Here is a 17,904-nt window from a genome sequence, read left to right on the forward strand (position 1 = left end):
GGTCAGAAGCTGAGCCGCCGGTACCGTTGCAGCCGCCGCATCGCCGCGGCGGCTACCGTCCGGTCGTGGGGACGCAACGCGGCCTCCACCCGGGTGCGCACGTCGTCGCCGTCGAAGTGGGTGCCGATCGCGACCAGGCAGTTGGTGCGGGTGTTCGGTGGTGCCGTCGCGACGTGAACCGACGACCCGACCACGTTGACGACGTAGCTGCGCACCCGGTCGCGGGAGCGGACGGCCACGGTCCCCTTGAGTCGATAGACGCCCGTTGGCGGTTCCTCGAGAAGGTCGAGGAGCACGCCGGGGTCGATGCAACCGTCGCTGGTCGCCGTGACGGATGCGGCATGAACGTGATCGTGGTGATCGGCGTGCGCGTCGATGAGCAGTTCGCGAATCGACAGTTGGCCCGTGCCGTCGTCGGAGTCGGACACGTCGTACAGCAGCGCGGGATCGATCCTCGCGCCGATCGCGCCGACTACGTGCGCGTGCGGATTGCGTTCCCGGATCCTCGCTTCGATGCGTGCCAGCTCGGTGGCGCGACTGTCGTCGGGGATCTGATCGAGTTTGTTGACCACGATCAGCGACGCCGCCGCATACCGCGCGAGGGGGACGCCGCCACGATCGACGACGTCGAAGTGAGTGGCAGCGTCGATGACGTCCACGACACCGCCCGGCCGCACCCGCTCGACTCCACTGAAGCGGATCAGCCGGGACACGGCGACGGGATCGGCGAGCCCGCTGGCCTCGACGACGATCGCGTCCAGGGCCAGGCGGGGATCGGTGAGCTTTTCCAGAGCCTCGTCCAACCCGCCGTCGTCGTCGAGGCAGCAGACGCAGCCGCCTGTGATCGAGACGGGCTCGTCGACCTGACCGGTGACCAGCGCGGCGTCGACGTTGACGTCGCCGAAGTCGTTGATGACGACGCCGATCCGCGCGCCCGGCGCGCGGAGCACGTGGTTGAGCAGGCTCGTCTTGCCAGCGCCGAGGTACCCGGTCAGCGCGATGACGGGGATGGCTCGCACCCGAGGAGTGTAGGTCTCCCCACGCGGGACGACCGTCGGGTGGGCGGCCCAGTCAGTACGCTCGATCGGGTGACGGACACCAACTCGCCGCTCAACGCGTTGTTGGCGCGCGCGGGAGGGGTCCGTGGACTGGTCTATACCTCGCTGCCGGTGACCGCCTTCGGTGCGGCGAACGCCCTGCTGGACCTCGGGTGGGCGCTGGCCGCCGCTGTCGGCGTCGCAGTGATCGTCCTGGCCTGGCAGCTGCTGCGTCGCGAGTCCATTCGGCCTGCCCTGTTCGGCTTCGCCGGGGTGGCCGTCGGCGCGGGCTTCGCGTTCGTCACGGGCAAGGCGAAGGACTTCTACCTGCCCGGCATCTGGATGTACCTGGTGCTGGCAATTGCGTTCACCGGTTCGGTGTTGATCCGACGGCCGCTCATCGGTGTTGGTTGGGCGTGGGTGACCGGCCGCGACGGCACGTGGCGCCGCGTGCCGCGGGTGCGGCGGGCGTTCGACCTCGTCACCACCATGATGGCGGCGGTGTCCTGGGCCCGGTTCGCGGTTCAGTACTACCTGTACGACACCGATCAGGCGGGCTTGCTCGCCGCAGCGCGCATCGCAATGGGGTGGCCCATCTTCCTGCTGACCTCGACCCTGATCTACTTGGCCGTCAGGACCGCCATTTGCGCGCTGCCACGCGCAACCGGGGCGGCGTGACCGACCGAGTCGGAAGGAAACGACCCTTGGGCGATGCAGATGCTGCTTCGATCCGCGCAGACCGAGGTGACTGGATGGGCGATCATCTCGAGGCATATCTGAGCTCGGGGGGCGCCCGGGGGCACATCGTCGACCTCAGCTCCGTCGGTGGTCACGCCCTGACGACGCACTGCCTGATCCGTTGCGTGGGCCGCAAGTCCGGGAAGACGTACGTCCGGCCACTGATCTACGGCAACGTTGGCGGTGAGGTCGTCATCGTCGCGTCCAAGGGCGGTGCCGACACCGATCCGGAGTGGTACCTGAACATCCGCGAGAGCGAGACGATCGGCGTACAGATCGCCACGCAGGCGTTCGAGGCCACCTGGCGCGAGCCCGAATACGAGGAGCGGCACCAGGTGTGGGCGTACATGACCCATCTGTTTCCGCCCTACCTCGGCTACCAGACTTCGACGACGCGCCACATTCCGGTGGTGATGTTGAGGACCGGGAAGCCCATCGACGTCTTCACCTCCCCCTCCACCTAGAGCGATTTCGGCGCGCTAACCGTCGCTCAGCGAACGTTTGCGCGCCGAAATCGCAGAGGTGGGAGCCGATGGTGGCGCCAACGTCCAAGACGGAAGTGGCCCGGTGTCCCAGAATGAATTGCAGCCCCAGGCAATTCGTTCCGACCGGTTGGAGAACACCATGCAGAACCCCGCCAGTGAGGCCATCCCGACCTACGCCGACGTGCCAGTCGAGATCGAGGCGACCGGGATGCGCAGCGAATTCGACAGCCTGGGCTCGGTCGAGGTCCCGGCCGACCGCTACTGGGGCGCTCAGACGCAGCGCTCGCTGCTTCACTTCTCGATTGGCAACGACCACATGCCGATCGAGGTCTACCGCGCCTACGGCCTGGTGAAGAAGGCGTGCGCGCTGGTCAACGAACGCGCGGGCAGGCTGGCCGACTGGCGCTCGAAGGTCATCGTGCAGGCGGCCGACGAGACCATCGCGGGCAAGCTCGACGACGAGTTCCCGCTGTTCGTCTGGCAGACGGGTTCCGGCACGCAGAGCAACATGAACGTCAACGAAGTGCTCTCCAACCGGGCCATTCAGCTCCTCGGTGGTGAGCTCGGCAGCCAGCTACCCGTTGGCCCGAACGATCACGTCAACATGGGGCAGAGCAGCAACGACACGTTCCCCACCGCGATGCACATCGCCGCCGTCACCGAAGTCGACGAGCGGCTGATACCTCGGGTGGAGGCGCTGCAGCGCGACATCGCGGACAAGGCATCGCAGTGGGCCGACGTCGTCAAGATCGGCCGCACTCATCTCGAGGACGCGGTGCCTCTGACCGTGGGGCAGGAATGGTCGGGGTACGCGGCGCAACTGGGCGCCTGCATCGACGAACTACGGCACGCTCGCGAGGGACTGCTGGAGTTGGCGGTCGGCGGAACTGCCGTGGGCACGGGCCTGAACGCGCCCGCGGGGTTCAGCGTGGACGTGGCCTCCGAGCTCGCCGAGCTGACGGGGGCGGCGTACGTGACGGCTCCCAACAAGTTCGCCGCTCTGGGATCCCTCGATCCGATGGTCCGCGCCCACGCGGCACTGCGCGGCCTCGCCGTCGCACTCATGAAGATCGCCAACGACATGCGCTGGCTCGCCTCCGGGCCGAGGTGCGGATTCGGCGAACTGCTGCTGCCCGCCAACGAGCCCGGTTCGTCGATCATGCCGGGCAAGGTGAACCCGACGCAGTGCGAGGCGCTGGTGATGATCGCAATTCAGGTGATCGGCAACGACACCGCGGTCGCACTGGCCGGATCGCAGGGCAACTTCGAACTCAATGCGATGCGCCCCGTCATCGTCAAGAACTTCCTGCACTCCGCGCGGATACTGGGCGACGGTTGCGACAAGTTCCTCGAATTCTCGGTTCGTGGAACGACTCTCAACACCGACCGGATAGCACAGTACGTCTCGGACAGCCTCATGCTGGTGACCGCGCTGAGTCCCGTGATCGGCTACCAGAACGCCGCCCACATCGCCGAGGACGCGTTGGCCAAGGGAACGACACTGCGCGACGCCGCGGTGTCGTCGGGACACGTCACCGCCGAGCAGTTCGATTCCGTGGTCGACCCGCTGGGCATGGTCGGCGATGGTGCCGGCGGCGCGTGATGCCTCCCGACGGGGCGGACGCGATCGACATCGTGCTGGGCGCCGCGACTCTGTTGCATGCCAACGGCCAGTCGACCGGCATGACGCTGACCGCCGTCGATCGGTTGAACCGCGGACTGAACACCACGAGCACGCTGATCCCCGCATGGGCGTCGCTCCAGGTGGTCGGCCCCGAGGGCGCGATACGGGTGGCCGCCGTGTCGCCGACCGGCGTGAGCATGAGACGCGTCGCCGCGGCCATGAAGGTCATCGACCGGGCCCAGGACGGTCCGCTCGATCCGGCAGTCGTCAAGCGCGAAATTGTGGCCGCGCAACGGGAATCACTCTCCAGCACCGCAATCTTCAGCGGTGCGTGCGCGACCGGAGCCGGCGCGCTGGCGGTGATCTTCGGAGCGCACGAGCCGATCACCGTGCTGGTGATCGCCGTGAGCGCGGCCCTCGGCGGATTGGTCCGCCGCGGACTGGGTCGCCTCGGTGCCGGCATCCTCACCCAGGCGTTCACCGCCGCCTTGATCGCGGGTCTGATCGGTGTCGTCGCGAACCATTCGCAGGTCGACGGCGCCGTGGGACTGGTGGTGCTCTGTCCGGCCATGGTCCTGGTCCCTGGGCCGCACATCCTCAACGGTGCGCTCGACCTGCTGGGGCTCCGCGTGTCGTTGGGCATTGAGCGACTGGGCTACGCCGCGATGATTCTCGCGGCGATCGCCGCCGGGCTGATAATCGGACTGGCGGCCGGGGGGTTGAACATGTCGGTCGCACAGTCGGGCGCGACGGTGCCGCTCTACGTAGACGTCGTCGCGGCGGGCATCGCCGCGGGGTCCTACCCGGTCTTCTTCTCCATGCCATACCGGATGATCGGCTGGCCCGTCGGCATGGGGATGCTCGCCCACGCAGCGCACTGGTGGGCCGTCACGGTCGGTCACGCGGACATCGCTACCGCTGCGCTCGTGTCGTGTCTGCTCGTCGGAGTTCTGCTGGTGCCGATCTCGCACCATCTGCGAATCCCGTTCGCGGCGATCGGGTTCGCGTCCGTCGTCGCCATGGTTCCCGGTGTCTACGTGTTTCGGATGCTCAGCGGGCTGGTGCAGTTCGCACAGCTGCCGACATCGGATCTTCTGACGTCGCTGGCCTCGGACGGGGCGGTCGCCACCCTCGTCATCACCGGTATGGCGACGGGGCTCGCCGTGCCGATGCATGCCTACGCGGTCGCGGCTGCGAGAGCAGGCAAGCGTCGCCCGGCTACTCGGCGCCGACGGTCTCCTTGGTGACGAAGATGGTCACGTAGCCGATCGGGATGCCGGTCTTGTCGGCGATGCACTCCCGTGCCGCAAGTTCGACGGCGGTTCGGCGCCGTGCGTGCGTGACGCCACCGATCTCGGGGATGCGGATCGTCCAGCCGTCGATCTCGCGGCTGACCGCGATGTCGAAGCTCTGACCGACCGTCGGGCAACTCACGCGGTGAGTGATGCGCTGCCTCCGGGTGCTGCGAAGGGACTGTGCGCGCCGCAAGGTGGGCTGAATGTGCATGAAGATTTCCTGTGTCGTCGACGAACCGCGGGCAAGGATAATGCGTGGGCGGCGAAAACGCCCAATCGGTTGACGGACGTGGTGTGCGGCCATCGGCGGGCGTTTGCCGCAACCGCGAAACATCCTTGCTCACAGCCTGTTTGGAGCTGTTCAGCGCACGTTCACTCCCTCGGCACGGGGTCGTCTACTGGCAGTAGGACCGGGTCGCGAAGGCCAGCGCCCGCTGATACACGTCGTCGAGACTGCGGGCGGCGGCGACGGTGCCCCTGGCTGCCTCGAGGTCGACGAGGCACCGGGGTGAATGCAACGAATTCCATTGCCCGGCAATCTCGGACACCATGGTGCGGTTGAGCGCGTCGATGGTGGCGCGAGAGTCCGACAGGTCGGGCGCCGCCGTGGGAGCGCTGGCGGGATCGAGCTTCCAGTCGCTGAAGCGACCGTACTCGACCGCGACCGTCGCGTCGATCTGGTCGTGGAAGGCTCGCTCGACGTAAGCGGGATCGACGCCACTCTCCCCGGCGGCCGTCGTCACCGCGTCGATCACCTGTTGCTCGCGTGCCTTGTCCTCAATCGACCCCTCGGTGATCCACTTGGAGGCGGCCACGGCGTCGGCGGTCTGCAGGCGCTGTGCGGCGGCATCGACCAACGCGAACAACGGTGTCGGCGGGTCGGCATGGGACAGAGTCGGCGTGGCCAACAGTGCCGGCGCGGCATCGACCGCGACGATCCCGACGCGTAGGGCGGAAGCGGTAGCGGTCATGTAGACACGGTAGGCCCCGCGTCAGCGTCTTCGGTCCGCTTCGATGCCATCGGCGGTGACGGGATGTCCTTCGGTGCAGCGCACTTCGACGGTGATCGGCGCGCCGCAGTCGGTGTGTGTCAGCGCCACCCGACCTCCGTCGGGACGCACCCACCGATCACCCCATTGCATCAGCGCGAGCACGGCGGGAAGCAGTTCCCGACCCTTCTCGGTCAGGTGATAGTCCTCCCTGCTGCGTTGGCCGGCAACGTGATAGGGGCGCCGCTCCAAGAGGCCTTCGTCGACGAGCTCCCTGAGGCGCGCGGCGGTGATCTTCTCGCTGAGCTGAGCGCGACGGGCGAACTCGTCGAATCGATGGGCGCCGTAGAAGGCCTCCCGGAGCAACAGCATGCTGGCCCGGCGGCCCACGACCCCGAGGGCGGCGGCCATCGAACATTCAGCCGCCGACCAACTGTCGCGCTCGGCGAGCGCGCCGGTGAGAATCATGGAGGTCACGCCACCATGATGCCACGCTGACTTGCCTCTTGTAACGTCAGCAGGCTTGATCGTTGCGGCCGCTCAACGTATTGACGGCGTGAACGCGACCGGCAGCGTCGAAGGTCCGCTCAGCCCGGTCAGCGGCTTCCACGGAGCTTCCCCGGCGCGCCGGAGGTTCGGCATGCGCGGCGGCATGACGGTCAGGGCCTCGACGAGTTCGAGGCGAGCGAGGTGTGCCCCAAGGCAGTAATGCACGCCGCCGCCGAAGGTCTGCATCATCGGCGAACCCTCGCGGGTGATGTCGAGGCGATCGGGGTCGTCGTAGACGGCTGGATCCCGATTGGCGGCCGCGGTGTTGGCGACGATCATCGTGCCTGCCGGGATCGTCACCCCGGCGAGTTCGATGTCCTCGTCGGCCGTGCGAAAGGTGCCGGCGGCGACCGGAGAGTGGCGCATCGTCTCCTCGACCGCCTTGGCTGCGAACTCGGGCCGCTCGGCGAGCAGTCGCCACTGCTCTGGGTGATCGCACAGGACGTCAACCGAGGCCGCCAGTTGATTGCGGGTGGTGTCGGTTCCGGCCATCAGCAGCCCGACCGCCAGCATCCGAAGTTCGTCGGTGGTGAGGCGATCGCCCTCGTCCTCGGCGCGGATCAACTCGGAGAGCAGGTCATCGGCCAGCGCCTGGCGTCGGTGGGCGACCATGTCGTCGAGGTAGGCATCGAACTCATCCCACGCGGAGAGGATGGCCGGCATCTCGGCGGCGGCATTCCAGCTGAATGCCTTGAAGATGTCGTCGGTCCAGTTGGAGAAGAGTTCCCAGTCCGCGGCGGGCGCGCCCAGCAACGCGCAGATGATCGGAATCGGGTAGCGACGCGCGATGTCGGTGACCACGTCGCAACTGCCCTCGGCGGTCTGCTGATCGACCAGCTCGGTGATGACGTCCACGACGGTCTCCCGCAGGCGTCCGGTGGCCCTGGGCGTGAAGGCCTTCGACACCAGCCGCCGCAGCCGGTGGTGTTCGGCACCGTCGAGACTGATCAGATTCGTGGCGATCCGGTCCCACAGCGGGCCGGACGTGATGTCCTGTGCGGCCAGGAACATGCCCACGGGCATGTGAAGGCGGGGATCGCGCAAGGCGGAATGCACCAATTCGTACGTCAGCAGCTCGGGCCCGTGCTGACCGAGCGCGATGGGGGACTCGTGTCGCGCCCGCCGAATGGCCTCGTGCGCTTGGCCTGGGCTCTTGGCGTCGTCGTAATCGAGGCTCGGCAGACCGGCCTCGAAGACGTTCGGGCAGGTAGAGCGCTGAAAGGCGATGGTCATGGTGCTCCCCTTCACTTGGACCGCGAACCGATTGTGCGTCCGCCCCCAATGCACGACGTACGTAGTCGGCTACTGCACTTCGCGAGCCTTGTTTACGCCGATTCGCAAAATTCGACGATCGTTCGGTGCCGCCACCTTCTGGCTTCTAACCCGTTCATATGCGGCTTCCGTGGCCGCTAACCGGCCGCTCGAAAGAGATGCGACTCATCGAGAACGCAATCTCGGATCCCGATGTGTCCGGAATCGTCATCTGCGGGGCCGCGGGGGTGGGGAAGAGTCGCGTTGCCCGCGAAGCATTGGCTGCTGTCGGCGAGAACGGACATGACGTCCGCTGGGTCGTCGGGACGAACTCGGGGCGGGCGGTCCCCCTCGGAGCTCTCGCAGAGTGGGTGGGCCCCGACAGCGGGGGCGACAATCTGAGGTTGGTGCGCGAGGTGATCGCCTCGCTGACCTGTGATGCGCCCGGGCCGCGGGCCATCGTCGCGGTGGACGACGCACCGCTACTCGACGAGTTCTCGACGTTCGTGGTGGGCCAGGTCATTCAGCGCCACGCCGCCACAGTCGTGCTCACGGTGCGTGACGATGAGTCGCTGACCGCCGCGACCACGGAGCTGTGGGAGCGCGGACAGTTCGAGCGGCTCGACCTGGGACCGTTGTCCCGAGGGGAGACGACGGCGCTGGTCTCGGCGGCCGTGGGAGGAGCCCTGGAGCCGGATGCCGCCCGGCGGCTGTGGGAGCTCACCCGCGGCAATGTCCTATACCTGCGCAACATCGTCGAGCAGGAGGTCGCCGAGGGTCGGATCGTCGAACAACGAGGCTTCTGGCGGTGGGTGGGCGACCCGGTGATGGCCCCCGGCCTGGTCGAACACATCGAATCGCGCATCGGCGCCTTGCCGACCTCGGTCAGCGACGTCATCGACACGCTGGCCGTCGGCGAGCCGATCGAGCTGGGCGCGCTGACCAGGATGAGCGGTGCGGCCGCCGTCGAGGAGGCCGACCTGCGCGGTCTCATCACGTTGGATCACGCCAACGGCCGGATCGAGGCACGGGTCGCCCACCCGCTCTACGGCGAGGTGCGGCGGAATCGTGCAGCGCCCACCAGGCTCCGCCGGCTGCGGGGACTGGTCGCCAGAGAGCTGGCCGAATCAGAGGATCGCGACGAGTTGCGGGTCGTCGTTCGCCGCGCCGCCTTGAGCCTGGACTCCGACCTGGAACGGGATGCGGACCTCCTCCTGCGGGCCGCGCGGGGGGCGATCTGCGCGCGCACCACGCCTCCGCAAGCGCAGAGCTGTGTGCATGCCTTCCTCGCGGTGTACTGGGCGGCGATGGGCAAGCCCGAGGCCGTCGCAGAATCACCGAAGAAGTTCGTCTGGGATCAGTTGCCAGACAACCTCATTGCCCGCCTGACCGCTTGGGCGCTGACCGTCGCCGCTGGTGAAGCGGGCCGTATGAGTGAAGCGGTGGCGGCGGCGCAAGCGGGTTACCCCGTCCCGATTCGATCCTTCGTCATCATCACCGACGGCCATACCAGCGCACTCCTGCTCGCCGGCGAGATCGCGAGAGCTCGGTATCCCGCCCAGTTGCTGGGTCGACGCGCGGCTGACATCCCGGACTCGGCGAGCCAGTTCGCTCTCCTCGCAGACGGTTTGGCGGGTCGGGCCCACCTCGGTGCCGGCGAGCTCGCCACCGCCTGCTCTCTGCTGGAACCGATCGTCGGTCTGCTCATTGCGTCGGGTGACCCCAACCGGTGGGGATATCGATGCCGAATTCCCCATACGACCGCGCTGGCGATGCGCGGATTCACCGAGGAGGCCGCGGCTGCGCTCACCGCGCTCGACGCGCAGCGGCATCCGGGCTGGCAGTACCTCGACTACGAGTACTCGATCGCCAAGGCGTGGGTCGCTGCCAGTCAGGGAGCCGTCAGCGAGGCCATCGCCACGGTGCTGTTGGCGGCTGAAACCGCCTGCGGCAATGAACAATTCGCCGCCGAAGTGATGTGCCTGCAGACCGCTACCCAGTTCGGTGATCCGTCCGGCGGACCCCGTCTGCGGGCTCTCGAAGCGATTGTCGAAGGGTCACGGGTGGGCGTCGCGGCCCGGTTCGCCGTCGCACTGCATTCCGGTGATGCGCCCGAACTGGCGAGAGTATCGGAGGACTTCGAGCGCATGGGCGACCTGGTGGCGGCCGTCGACGCCGCCGCACATGCGGCCCTGGTCTACCGTCGCCAGGACTGTCGGGGGTCGTCGCTGCGCTGTTCCACGCGAGCCGAGGAACTCGCACACCGATGTGGTGGAGCCGTCACTCCCGCTCTGCGGCAAGCCGCCGAACCACTACCCCTGACCGATCGCGAACGAGAGGTCGTGATGCTGATCGGCAAGGGAATGTCCAACCGCGCCATCGCGGCGCGCCTGACCGTGTCCACCCGGACCGTCGAGACTCACGTCTACCATGCGATGACCAAGACCGGTACCGCGACCCGCGATCATCTCGCTGAGCTGCTGACTCCGCTCCGAGCTGGCGAGCATGAATAGCGTTGCACCGCAGGCATGGTGCCCCGTGGGCCTGTCACAGGTGTTCCATCGCGCGCGCCATGCGACCCGCTTCGAGATACTCGTAGTGCGCGGGGTGGGGCCGAGGCGGCTCGTGAGGACGGTCGGCACGCGTCGACAACGCGTGATGCAACGACGAGCCAATCGCGTGGGTCGTGTGATTCCACCATTGCGGAAGTGCCGGTGCGTGAAGTACTGACAGATGTGGCGACCAGGTGTGCGCCATGGCGATCCCCTTCGTCTGCGGCCGACCGATGTGGATCGGCCTGATGAAGGAAACCGTCCAACCTGTCGTTGGCGTGGTCATCAGTAGTGAGGTACTGCCTTTGCGGTCCTGACGGCCCCACTAGATTGCGTTCCACTCAGTAATGGACAGGAGACGTGATGCGACGCAGCCCGAAGTTCGGCGCTCTCGCTGTCTGCTCGCTGATCGTCGTCGCTTGCGGTGACACCGGTGACGCCAACAGCACTGGTGCAGAGGCAGGAACGACCAGCTCTACCCCGCCGTCGTGGGCCGTCGTGAGTCCGTCGCCCGCCATTGGGCGTCGCAGGCAACCCGGCTGCCGGTGCGGTCCTCGATGCGCAGCACATGGCCGACTTCGTCGTCGGGCCGTGGGAGGCCGACGAGAAACTCATCGGGCCCTACCTCAACAGTTACTACGTGATCGGCACCGCCGACGTGTTGCAACAGTTGGGGCCGGAGCAGATTGCCGCCGCAGCCGGATGCTCACGGCGAAGTAGGCCGCCGCCTAGATCCCCTACTTGGCGTTCGGGCACGACACGTCGACGTACACCGTCGACAGCATGATCATGCTTGCCATCGGGCCGTTCGGATTGTGTATCGCGTCCACTCGACATTCAGACAATGGCACGTTCGGACGGCCCTGGAGCCAGTTGATCTGAGTATCGAAGCCACTCGACGTGAGTGCGTTGATGATGATGTCGGCCGACGCCGATCCCGCCTGCGGAACGATGGGGTCGGCAGCCGCGGACGGTGCGGTGTTCAGCATTACGACGGCGGCGGCGATGAAACACGGGGCGAGCACGCGCGCCACCTGCGAAGTCGACGTCCTGGTCATGGGATCTCCTGTAGAGGTCTGGTGCACACGGTCTTGAAGCGGTGGATGGCGTTCGACGTTCAGGTCACGTTGAATTGACGGTCCCTGCCGTAGCCGCAGCGACGGTCGAAGTCGGCGATGGGCTGTCGAATCGCGTCCGTTTCTGCCTTAACGGCAGGATGAGTCGCGTAGTAGTCGACCAGTTTCATCGTCGATTGGTCATCGGCGTCGGCCTCCAGACCCGTGATGAACGCGTTGACGTCGGGGTGGGAGAACAAGTAGGTCGACATGGCAGCCGCGACGCCGGCTGACACGCCGGCGAAGTCTGCGCCAGTGCAATTGGGTGGCTCGGCACCACCGGTGTCCGCCGAAGCCGTTGGGGAACAACACACCAGAAGCGCAACGCTGGCTGTTCCTAGGGCGGCGATGAGGGACCGTGCAGGTGTGTTGATCGGTGTCGCTCCTCTGTGCTCGCTACGGGGCTGAAGTCAAGCCTTCATTGGGGACGGTAGTGCGCCGAGGTGACGGCACGACGGCGACGAGGTGAACTGATGGTACTGAGCGGTACAGTACGCGCAGTCGCTAGGATTGCGCCAGCGAATCACGAATTATCACAGCGTTTCTCGAATGTACTCACTAGTACATGTTCATTAGTTCTGGAGAGCCCATTTTTGATGTACCTTGCCACACGCTCGCCTTGGCGCCAGCATGGACATCGCCTGCCGACGAGGTTGCTACAGGCGGTGTCGCGTCGAGCGCGTACGCGCGGCGGGCTGAGCATCTCGTGTACGACGGCTCGGGGATTCCCAGCGGTGCAGCTCGGCAATGGCGCTGGACAAAGCGTCCTGTAGCACCGTTACGTCGTCGCGCACACGGGCCAGCAGCATTCCGCCCTGTAGCGCGGCGATGACCATCGCTGCCAACCGATCGGGGTCGGCGCTGCGCTTGATCTCGCCGCGCTTCTTCATGGCCCGCAGGCCGTCGGCCAAGCGCATCTCCCACTGCCGGAACGCAGCATCGAGTAATGGGCGGAACGCTTCGTCGTTCTTCAATTCCGCTGCCATGGTGCCCAGCGGACAGGCGAAGGGCCCTTCGGGAGGGGCGTGCAGATCCAGATACCGTGCGGCCCACTCCTGGATGCCCTTCCACGAGTCGGCGTGGTCGAGGTAGGGCTGTTGTTCCTCGAGAACCCACTCCAACTGCCGTTCGATCACGGCACCGACGAGATCGCTCTTACTCGAGAAGTAGTGGTAAAGCTGGCTTTTACCGGACCCGGCTGCGGCCAGGACCTCGTCGAGGCTCGTCATTGCCACGCCCCGCTCGTACATCAAGGTGGCGGCCGCATCGATGATCGCCGCGCGGGTGTGACGACCACGCTCGGTGGTCGGAAGGGGTCGCGCTCCGTCCGGCGGACCGGTCTGCATGGTTAACAGAGTATAAGAGGACGGGGGTCTGACTTGCCAGTGAGTGCAGCAGGAGGGTCTGCTTCCACCGCGCTTGTGCGAACCGGCATGGTGGGCCACGATGTGCCCATGGCGATTCCCACGGACGAGGACCGGCAGATTGCACAGGTGGTAGACCGCCTGCTCGCGGTTTTCCCGCACCTGAACTCAGCCACCGTTCACGAGATCGTGGGCTCCGTTCGACACCGCTTCGATGACGCTTCGGTCCGCGACTTCGTTCCCCTCTTCGTCGAACGGCACTCCAAGGAGCGACTTGCAAGCCTCGCCGGCGACGCCGCGATCTCCGCGTAGCCCGCTTCCCCCAAGCGATGCCGACTGTGCTCAGGCGGCCCTGATGGTCGGCGTCTTGACTCGGATGATCCTGGTGGCCGATGCCCGCCTGGCCACCCTCGACGCAGACGCCGAAGAAACGCGCGGAGAGGGTTCGTCGACCGCATCGCGGCGGATCGAGGCTGAGGCACTCGAATTGCGCCGCGAACTGGAACATCCACACGCCATGCGCCGCCGACTGGCCCACCGCTTCGAATCCTCCCGCACGGTCATCCCGGCCCCGATGCGTGAAGTACCCGCATCGGAATGACATTCGAATCGAACGGGCTGCATACGTCTCGACTGGCCGGGTGCTCGCCGTCGTCCCAGCGGTTTCGTTTCGCCCGAACCCACCGCAATCGGTGTACTATCCGGTACAGACGGCGCAGGTTGACCGGCCTGCGAGCAGCGTGCTGAGCGGCACTCGACGTCGACGAGGAGTGCCATGACAACCGCCGAGCCGCCCCCCGATGACGGCGCGACGAGCTCTTCCTCAGAGTTGGACGACGCACCCCGGCCGCCCAGGCATGGGTTTCCCACCGCGTTGTGGCGCACATTGGAGGATCACCCGCCGCCGGGGTTGTCCAGGATTCGATGGCGCAGCCCGCTGCGAGGACCGTGGCTGACGTCGGTGTTCGGGGCCGTGCTGCTGGTCGTCCTGCCGATCGTCATCGTCACCGGGCTGTTGTCCTACATCGCCTATGGACCGAAGTTCGGGATGGCCATTCCGGCGGACGTCGGGTGGCTCAAGCTGCCGTCGTTCGACTGGCCGAGCAACCCGAAGTGGCTCTACCGCCTGACCCAGGGGCTGCACGTCGGTCTGGGGCTCATCATGATCCCGGTGGTGTTGGCCAAGCTCTGGTCGGTGATCCCACGACTGTTCACCTGGCCCCCCGCCCGCTCGGTGGCGAACGTGCTCGAGCGCGTCTCGCTGCTGATGATCGTCGGCGGCGTGCTGTTCGAGATCGTCACCGGCGTGCTGAACATCCAGTACGACTACATCTTCGGGTTCAGCTTCTACACCGCCCACTACTTCGGCGCGTGGGTGTTCATCGCGGGCTTCGTCTCCCACGTCGCCATCAAACTACCGACGATGATCCGCAGCCTGCGCTCGCGGTCGATGCGCAGGGTGCTCGCCACGTCGCGGGCCGACACCGTTCCCGAGCCTCTCGACGAGGACGGCCTGGTAGCAACGGATCCCGATCCGCCCACGTTGAGCCGACGAGGGATCCTGGCGGTCGTCGGCGGCGGCGCGCTGCTGGTCGCGGTGCTGACCGCCGGCCAGACCATCGGCGGATGGACTCGCCAGTTCGCGGTCCTGCTACCAAGGGGTCGTAGCTATGGCGACGGTCCCAACGACTTTCAGATCAACCGCACGGCCTTCGCGGCCCGAATCGACCCGGCCCTGACGGGCGATCGGTGGCGGCTGCAACTGCTCGGCGGCCCGCAACCGGTCGTGCTCGACAAGGCCATGCTGGCCGCCATGCCCCAGCACACGGTGGAGCTACCGCTTGCGTGCGTCGAGGGTTGGTCGACCGTCGAGACGTGGACGGGTGTCCGCCTGGCTGACCTCGCCGCGGCTGCCGGGCGTCCGGAGCCGGGCTCGGCCATCGTCTCTTCGCTCGAGCCGATCGGAGCGTTCAATCACGCTCGCTTGCAGCGGAATCAGGTTCTCAATCCCGATTCGCTGCTCGCGTTTCAGGTCAACGGCGCCGACCTGTCCTTGGATCACGGCTATCCGGCCCGGATCATCGTGCCTGCCCTCCCCGGCGTGCATTGCACGAAGTGGGTTGCCTCCCTTGACTTCCGGGAGGTCTGATGGACAAGCTGTCAGCACGTTTCAGGCAGCTGTACGGCGAGCACGTGCTGCACCTGATCGTGCTGCTCGGCGCACTCGCGCTCGGCGCCTATGCGATCTCGGTGCTCGGGTTCGACCAGTTGTTCAACCCCAGGGTGTGGTGGCAGTCCATCGCCGTGTGGTTCGCGGTCGCCGTGATCGGCCACGACCTCATCCTGTTTCCGCTCTACGCATTGGCGGAGAGGTTTCTGCCGAAGGAACGCAGCCACGCGAAACCGGCCAACGCGCAACGGGTTCCGCTGACGAACTACATCAGATTGCCCACGATGGCAACCGCGTTGACGTTCGCGCTGTTCTTTCCCGGGATCATCGAGCAGGGCGCCTTCACCTACATCGCCGCGACCGGCCTGACACAGGAGCCGTTCCTCCAGCGCTGGCTACTGCTCACGGCGGGTTTCTACCTCACGAGTGCCGTCTGCTACGTCGTGAAGAGTGTCACGACCAGGACTCGTCCAGCTCTCCCAGCGACGCGATGAGAGCGCTGTTGGCCGTGTAGTCGACGGGACATGCGACGACGCTGACGGTGTCGGCTGCCAACGCTTCACGCAGGGTGGGCAGCAGCTCTTCTGCCGAGGAGATGCGATAACCCTTCGCGCCGAAGCTCTCTGCGTAGGCCACGAAGTCGGGGTTGTTGAACCGGGTGTCGACGTTGTGGCCGATCTCGAGGTCCATCTTCCAGCTGATCAGCCCGTACGCATCGTCGACCCAGACGAGGATCACCATCGGCGTCCCGATGCGCAGCGCGGTCTCGATCTCCTGCGAGTTCATCAGAAAGGAACCGTCGCCCGTGGCGACCAGCACGTTGGCGGCAGGTCGCGCAATCTTGGCGGCGATGCCTCCGGGCAGGGTCCACGCCATCGTGGAGAGACCGTTGGAGATCAGGCACGTGTTGGGTTCGTACGTCGGGTAAAGCCGCGCCATCCACATCTTCAGCGCGCCGGTGTCGACCAGGACGATGTCCTCGCGGCCCAGCGCCGCCCTGGTGTCCGCGACGATGCGGGCGGGCGCCAGCGGAAACCTGTCGTCGGCCCGGCCGCCGTCGAGTTCCTTGGTCAGCAGCTCCCGGATGCGCCCTTGGCCCGACGCGGGCGGATGCGCGCGTTCCACCGCGGCGGCGAGTTCGTCGAGGCTACGTCCGATGTCGGCGTGCAGCCCCACCGCGACGTCGTAGTGGGCATCCACCTCGGCGGGAAAGCGGTGGATGTGGATGATCTTCGTGTCACCGCGCGGGTTGATGCGGATCGGATCGAACTCCTGAAGCTCGTAGCCCGCGGCGACGATCACGTCGGCCTGGTCGAACCCGAAGTTCACGTAGTCGTGGCGCATGAAGCCCACCGCGCCCAGCGCCAGCGGATGGTCGTCGGGCATGACGCCCTTGCCGTGAAACGTGGTAGCGACGTGAATGCCCAGGGTTTCGGCGAATCGGCGCACCGCCTCGGCCGCGCCGGTCCTGGCGGCACCGTGCCCCGCGAGCACCACGGGGTTGCGCGCCGTGCGAAGGATGTCGGCGGCACGGGCCACCTGGGTGGCCGACGGATCGTCGGGACGCGGGACGTTGACGCGGAGCGGAGCGGCTGCCTCGGGTGCGTCGGCGGACTCGACGTCCTCGGGCACGGCGAGGTAGACGGCGCCCGGCCGCTCGGTCTGCGCGAGCTTGAACGCCTTGCGAACCATCTCGGGCACTGCGCCCGGCGTCGCGACCAGTGCCGACCACTTCGTCACCGGCGCGAACATCGAGACCAGGTCGACGCCCTGATGTGATTCCTTGTAACTGCGCTGCATGCCCACCTGAGCCGAGAGTGCAAGCACCGGAGTCGAATTCGTCGTGGCGTCGGCGACACCGAGCAGAAGGTTGATCGCGCCGGGTCCCAGGGTCGCCGAGCACACGCCCGCATTGCCAGTCAGTCGGCCGTAGACCTCGGCCATGAACGACGCACCTTGCTCGTGACGGGTGAGCACGTACTCGATCGATGACCGCGACAGCGCGTCGACCAGTCTGATGTTCTCCTCACCGGGGATCCCGAAGACGTGGGTGACACCTTCGTTCTCCAGGCATTCGACGATCAACTCGGCCGTGGTGCGACTGGGTGCTGCCATTCATAGAGCGTAATCGCCTCGGCGTTGCGCCCGGTTGGCGGCGTCAGTCGTCTGGGGCCGCCGCGCTCTCTCCCCGAGCACTAGCCGGTTTCAGTCCCGTGGCCGTTTTCTGCGCCAAGGTCGTGATCGACAGGGTGCGTGCCAAAACCGCGACCATGACGCAGAAAATGCGCGTAGCGGCCAAGTCGACGTGTCCGCCGGGACCGCTCGGCCCCGCAGGTGGTTGCGATACTCGCTACCAACTACGCGCTGACGGCAGAGGACCTCGCCAAGATTCAGACGCGACGCTTCGCTAGGAGTCGGGAATGCCTGCCTGCAGCTTGGCCATCAACTGTTCCATATTGAAGCTGGCGGACTCCTGTCGCTGTGGAAACTCGATCAAGGTCTGCAGTATTTGGGCGATGTACGCCTGCGCCGGAACCAGCAGCCACGCGTGGTCGAGTAGCCAGTCGTAGTAGGTGTTCGACGTGATGTCGGCCCGTTCGTACGGGTCGGTGCGCAGGTTGAAGATCTTCGGCACGCGCAGCTCGGTGAACGGCTCGACCCAGACCTGCAGGGTCCCCTGCGCCCGCTGCTCGAGGAAGATGATCTTCCAGTTGTCGTAGCGCAGCGCCGTGAGA

At 66.5% G+C, this 17,904-nt stretch carries 19 protein-coding genes and 1 pseudogene; 10 read left to right on the forward strand and 10 right to left on the reverse strand.

Going from position 1 to position 17,904, the window contains the following annotated elements; translation table 11 throughout:
- Positions 1-2: 2 nt before the first annotated feature.
- Positions 3-1,019 carry a CobW family GTP-binding protein gene (locus VET27_RS11685; protein ID WP_526518174.1) on the reverse strand — a complete coding sequence of 339 codons (1,017 nt, stop codon included), beginning with the start codon at positions 1,017-1,019 and terminating at the stop codon, positions 3-5.
- Positions 1,020-1,088: 69 nt separating this feature from the next.
- Between VET27_RS11685 and VET27_RS11690 the strand changes: the two genes are divergently transcribed.
- The 4 genes from VET27_RS11690 to VET27_RS11705 all read left to right on the forward strand — a co-directional run bounded on the left by VET27_RS11690 (position 1,089) and on the right by VET27_RS11705 (position 5,131).
- Positions 1,089-1,715: a DUF3159 domain-containing protein gene (locus VET27_RS11690; RefSeq protein WP_526518176.1), complete on the forward strand. Its 627-nt coding sequence runs from the start codon at positions 1,089-1,091 to the stop codon at positions 1,713-1,715.
- A 74-nt stretch (positions 1,716-1,789) separates the two neighbouring features.
- Positions 1,790-2,239 carry a nitroreductase/quinone reductase family protein gene (locus tag VET27_RS11695; RefSeq protein ID WP_526518178.1) on the forward strand — a complete coding sequence of 150 codons (450 nt, stop codon included), beginning with the start codon at positions 1,790-1,792 and terminating at the stop codon, positions 2,237-2,239.
- A 103-nt stretch (positions 2,240-2,342) separates the two neighbouring features.
- Entirely contained in the window at positions 2,343-3,863 is a 1,521-nt protein-coding gene (gene fumC, locus VET27_RS11700; RefSeq protein ID WP_526518181.1) for a class II fumarate hydratase, read from the forward strand.
- The gene (locus tag VET27_RS11705) at positions 3,863-5,131 is read left to right on the forward strand and encodes a threonine/serine exporter family protein (protein WP_526518183.1); all 1,269 of its coding nucleotides are present in this window, start codon (positions 3,863-3,865) and stop codon (positions 5,129-5,131) included. The genes fumC and VET27_RS11705 overlap by 1 nt, the downstream gene beginning before the upstream one ends.
- Here VET27_RS11705 and VET27_RS11710 read toward each other — a convergent pair.
- The 4 genes from VET27_RS11710 to VET27_RS11725 form a co-directional block, all read right to left on the reverse strand.
- Positions 5,103-5,318: a long chain fatty acid-CoA synthetase Faa4p gene (locus VET27_RS11710; protein WP_526518213.1), complete on the reverse strand. Its 216-nt coding sequence runs from the start codon at positions 5,316-5,318 to the stop codon at positions 5,103-5,105. The genes VET27_RS11705 and VET27_RS11710 overlap by 29 nt on opposite strands.
- Before the next feature lie 256 nt (positions 5,319-5,574).
- Positions 5,575-6,150: a chorismate mutase gene (locus VET27_RS11715; RefSeq protein ID WP_526518185.1), complete on the reverse strand. Its 576-nt coding sequence runs from the start codon at positions 6,148-6,150 to the stop codon at positions 5,575-5,577.
- Between the two features lie 21 nt (positions 6,151-6,171).
- Positions 6,172-6,636, reverse strand: a complete 465-nt coding sequence (locus tag VET27_RS11720; RefSeq protein ID WP_526518215.1) for a winged helix-turn-helix transcriptional regulator — start codon at positions 6,634-6,636, stop codon at positions 6,172-6,174.
- A gap of 72 nt (positions 6,637-6,708) precedes the next feature.
- Positions 6,709-7,950: a cytochrome P450 gene (locus tag VET27_RS11725; RefSeq protein ID WP_526518187.1), complete on the reverse strand. Its 1,242-nt coding sequence runs from the start codon at positions 7,948-7,950 to the stop codon at positions 6,709-6,711.
- Positions 7,951-8,147: 197 nt separating this feature from the next.
- Between VET27_RS11725 and VET27_RS11730 the strand changes: the two genes are divergently transcribed.
- Together VET27_RS11730 and VET27_RS11735 are read left to right on the forward strand one after the other, a co-directional pair.
- Complete coding sequence (locus tag VET27_RS11730; RefSeq protein WP_526518189.1) at positions 8,148-10,481, forward strand: helix-turn-helix transcriptional regulator; 2,334 nt, start codon at positions 8,148-8,150, stop codon at positions 10,479-10,481.
- Between the two features lie 556 nt (positions 10,482-11,037).
- On the forward strand, positions 11,038-11,307 hold the full coding sequence (locus VET27_RS11735; RefSeq protein WP_526518191.1) for a DUF7373 family lipoprotein: 270 nt from the start codon (positions 11,038-11,040) through the stop codon (positions 11,305-11,307).
- Here the strand turns inward: VET27_RS11735 and VET27_RS11740 are convergent.
- From VET27_RS11740 to VET27_RS11750, 3 genes are all read right to left on the reverse strand, one after another.
- Complete coding sequence (locus VET27_RS11740; RefSeq protein WP_526518193.1) at positions 11,258-11,578, reverse strand: hypothetical protein; 321 nt, start codon at positions 11,576-11,578, stop codon at positions 11,258-11,260. The two genes, VET27_RS11735 and VET27_RS11740, sit on opposite strands and share 50 nt — an antisense overlap.
- Before the next feature lie 59 nt (positions 11,579-11,637).
- Complete coding sequence (locus tag VET27_RS11745; protein ID WP_526518195.1) at positions 11,638-11,949, reverse strand: hemophore-related protein; 312 nt, start codon at positions 11,947-11,949, stop codon at positions 11,638-11,640.
- Between the two features lie 342 nt (positions 11,950-12,291).
- Positions 12,292-12,981: a TetR/AcrR family transcriptional regulator gene (locus VET27_RS11750; RefSeq protein WP_526518197.1), complete on the reverse strand. Its 690-nt coding sequence runs from the start codon at positions 12,979-12,981 to the stop codon at positions 12,292-12,294.
- Between the two features lie 108 nt (positions 12,982-13,089).
- Here VET27_RS11750 and VET27_RS11755 point away from each other — a divergent pair, with 108 nt between their 5' ends.
- From VET27_RS11755 to VET27_RS11770, 4 genes are all read left to right on the forward strand, one after another.
- Positions 13,090-13,311, forward strand: coding sequence for a three-helix bundle dimerization domain-containing protein (locus VET27_RS11755; protein ID WP_526518199.1), 222 nt, complete (start codon positions 13,090-13,092; stop codon positions 13,309-13,311).
- A gap of 43 nt (positions 13,312-13,354) precedes the next feature.
- Complete coding sequence (locus VET27_RS11760) at positions 13,355-13,600, forward strand: hypothetical protein (RefSeq protein WP_526518201.1); 246 nt, start codon at positions 13,355-13,357, stop codon at positions 13,598-13,600.
- Positions 13,601-13,774: 174 nt separating this feature from the next.
- Positions 13,775-15,148, forward strand: a complete 1,374-nt coding sequence (locus tag VET27_RS11765) for a molybdopterin-dependent oxidoreductase (protein ID WP_526518203.1) — start codon at positions 13,775-13,777, stop codon at positions 15,146-15,148.
- Entirely contained in the window at positions 15,148-15,663 is a 516-nt protein-coding gene (locus VET27_RS11770; RefSeq protein ID WP_526518205.1) for a hypothetical protein, read from the forward strand. Before VET27_RS11765 ends, VET27_RS11770 begins: the two co-directional genes overlap by 1 nt.
- Here VET27_RS11770 and VET27_RS11775 read toward each other — a convergent pair.
- Together VET27_RS11775 and VET27_RS11780 are read right to left on the reverse strand one after the other, a co-directional pair.
- Positions 15,623-17,284 carry an acetolactate synthase large subunit gene (locus VET27_RS11775; protein WP_526518207.1) on the reverse strand — a complete coding sequence of 554 codons (1,662 nt, stop codon included), beginning with the start codon at positions 17,282-17,284 and terminating at the stop codon, positions 15,623-15,625. The genes VET27_RS11770 and VET27_RS11775 overlap by 41 nt on opposite strands.
- A 292-nt stretch (positions 17,285-17,576) precedes the next feature.
- A pseudogene (locus VET27_RS11780) lies at positions 17,577-17,904 on the reverse strand (arylsulfatase); the annotation flags it as partial.

The sequence above is a fragment of the Mycobacterium sp. genome, from assembly GCF_035633495.1.
GTDB lineage: Bacteria > Actinomycetota > Actinomycetes > Mycobacteriales > Mycobacteriaceae > Mycobacterium.

Bases quoted from the DNA above. Each gene is read 5' to 3' on its own strand.
- VET27_RS11695 (WP_526518178.1), top strand. From the start codon at position 1,790: ATGGGCGATCATCTCGAGGCATATCTGAGCTCGGGGGGCGCCCGGGGG.
- VET27_RS11705 (WP_526518183.1), top strand. From the start codon at position 3,863: ATGCCTCCCGACGGGGCGGACGCGATCGACATCGTGCTGGGCGCCGCG.
- VET27_RS11715 (WP_526518185.1), bottom strand. From the start codon at position 6,150: ATGACCGCTACCGCTTCCGCCCTACGCGTCGGGATCGTCGCGGTCGAT.
- VET27_RS11720 (WP_526518215.1), bottom strand. From the start codon at position 6,636: ATGATTCTCACCGGCGCGCTCGCCGAGCGCGACAGTTGGTCGGCGGCT.
- VET27_RS11725 (WP_526518187.1), bottom strand. From the start codon at position 7,950: ATGACCATCGCCTTTCAGCGCTCTACCTGCCCGAACGTCTTCGAGGCC.
- VET27_RS11730 (WP_526518189.1), top strand. From the start codon at position 8,148: ATGCGACTCATCGAGAACGCAATCTCGGATCCCGATGTGTCCGGAATC.
- VET27_RS11740 (WP_526518193.1), bottom strand. From the start codon at position 11,578: ATGACCAGGACGTCGACTTCGCAGGTGGCGCGCGTGCTCGCCCCGTGT.
- VET27_RS11750 (WP_526518197.1), bottom strand. From the start codon at position 12,981: ATGCAGACCGGTCCGCCGGACGGAGCGCGACCCCTTCCGACCACCGAG.
- VET27_RS11755 (WP_526518199.1), top strand. From the start codon at position 13,090: ATGGCGATTCCCACGGACGAGGACCGGCAGATTGCACAGGTGGTAGAC.
- VET27_RS11760 (WP_526518201.1), top strand. From the start codon at position 13,355: ATGGTCGGCGTCTTGACTCGGATGATCCTGGTGGCCGATGCCCGCCTG.
- VET27_RS11765 (WP_526518203.1), top strand. From the start codon at position 13,775: ATGACAACCGCCGAGCCGCCCCCCGATGACGGCGCGACGAGCTCTTCC.
- VET27_RS11770 (WP_526518205.1), top strand. From the start codon at position 15,148: ATGGACAAGCTGTCAGCACGTTTCAGGCAGCTGTACGGCGAGCACGTG.
- VET27_RS11775 (WP_526518207.1), bottom strand. From the start codon at position 17,284: ATGGCAGCACCCAGTCGCACCACGGCCGAGTTGATCGTCGAATGCCTG.